The 1,900-nt window shown below is 71.8% G+C and carries 1 protein-coding gene; it reads right to left on the bottom strand.

Going from position 1 to position 1,900, the window contains the following annotated elements; genetic code table 11:
* A partial coding sequence (gene dxs, locus MKK82_RS03310) for a 1-deoxy-D-xylulose-5-phosphate synthase (protein WP_238294244.1) occupies nt 1-1,876 on the bottom strand: 1,876 nt, incomplete at its 3' end.
* Nucleotides 1,877-1,900: the final 24 nt, after the last annotated feature.

Genomic DNA, 1,900 nt, shown 5'->3' with positions numbered 1-1,900 from the left:
CCGGCAGTGCGGTGAGGGCGGTTTTGACGATGCTGTCGGCGTCGAGGCCGGCCTCGGCGTACATCTTCTCGGGGCTGTCGTGATCCTGGTAGGCGTCCGGCAGCGTCATCGTCCGCACCCGCACGCGCCCCGCATCCAGCGCGCCCCGCTCGGCCAGAAGATGCAGGACCATCGCGCCGAACCCGCCCCGCGAGCCCTCCTCGATCGTGATCAGCACCTCGTGCTCGCGCGCCAGCTCCAGGATCAGCGCCTCGTCCAGCGGCTTGGCAAAGCGCGCATCCGCCACCGTCACCGCCACGCCCTGCTCGGCCAGCAGGTCCGCCGCCTTCAGGGCCTCGGACAGGCGCGTGCCCAGGGACAGCACCGCCACCCGCGCTTCCGCGTCCCGGCGCACGACCCGGCCCTTGCCGATCGGCAGGGCCTCGCCCCGCTCCGGCAGCTCGAGGCCGACGCCCTCGCCGCGCGGGTAGCGCAGGGCGATCGGACCCGAGTCGTGGACGTGGGCGGTCGCCACCATGTGCACCAGCTCCGCCTCGTCGGCGGCCGCCATCACGGTCATGTTCGGCAGGCAGCACAGATACGCCAGGTCGAACGCCCCGGCATGCGTCGCCCCGTCCGCGCCGACCAGACCGGCCCGGTCCATGCAGAACCGCACCGGCAGGTTCTGCAGCGCCACGTCGTGCACCACCTGGTCGTAGGCCCGCTGCAGGAACGTCGAGTAGATCGCCACGAACGGCCGGTACCCCTCGGTGGCCAGCCCCCCCGCAAACGTCACCGCGTGCTGCTCGGCGATGCCCACGTCGAAGGTCCGGTCCGGATGCGCCTTGCCGAACAGGTCGATGCCGGTGCCCCCCGGCATCGCCGCGGTGATCGCCACCACCCTCTCGTCGGCATCCGCCGCCTTGATCAGGCTCTCGCCGAACACCCGCGTGTAGGCCGGCGCGTTCGGCTTCGCCTTGGCCTGCACCCCCGAGACCACGTCGAACTTGACCACCCCGTGGTAGCGGTCGGCACTCGCCTCGGCCGGCGCGTAGCCCTTGCCCTTGCGGGTGACCACGTGCAGCAGGATCGGGCCGTGCTCGGCGTCGCGCACGTTCTTGAGCACCGGCAGCAGGTGGTCGAGGTTGTGCCCGTCCACGGGGCCGACGTAGTGGAAGCCCATCTCCTCGAACATCGTGCCGCCGCCCACCACCAGCGAGCGGGCATACTCTTCGGCCGCGGCCGCGCGCTGGTAGAGCGCCTTGGGCAGGAGCTTGCCGAGCTGCTTGGCGGTCTCGCGCAGGGACTGGTACGCCCCCCCCGAGGCCAGCCGCGCCAGGTAGGCCGACATCGCGCCCACCGGCGGGGCGATCGACATGTCGTTGTCGTTGAGGATCACGATCAGCCGCGAGTGCAGGGCGCCGGCGTTGTTGAGCGCCTCGTAGGCCATGCCGGCCGACATCGAGCCGTCGCCGATCACCGCGATGGCGTTGCGGCGCTTCTGCGCGCGGCCGGTCTGCCGGGCCGCGGCGTTGTCGAGGTCGCGGGCGACCGCCATGCCCAGCGCCGCCGAGATCGACGTCGACGAGTGGGCGGCGCCGAAGGGATCGTAGACGCTCTCGCTCCGCTTGGTGAAGCCCGACAGACCGCCGCCCTGGCGCAGGGTCCGGATCCGGTCGCGCCGCTCCGTGAGGATCTTGTGCGGGTAGCACTGGTGGCCGACGTCCCAGACGATGCGGTCGTCGGGGGTGTCGAACACGTGGTGCAGCGCCACCGTCAGCTCGACCACCCCCAGCCCCGAGCCGAGATGGCCGCCCGTGATCGACACCGCGTCGATCATCTCGGCCCGAACCGCCTCCGCAACGGCCGGAAGCTCCGACTCCGGAAGACCGCGCAACGCCGCAGGATTCGGGACACGGTC

The sequence above is a fragment of the Methylobacterium sp. E-046 genome (genome assembly GCF_022829625.1).
GTDB lineage: Bacteria > Pseudomonadota > Alphaproteobacteria > Rhizobiales > Beijerinckiaceae > Methylobacterium > Methylobacterium longum.
Note: the sequence above shows the minus strand (reverse complement) of the source record. Positions and strands in the feature narration are given on the sequence as shown.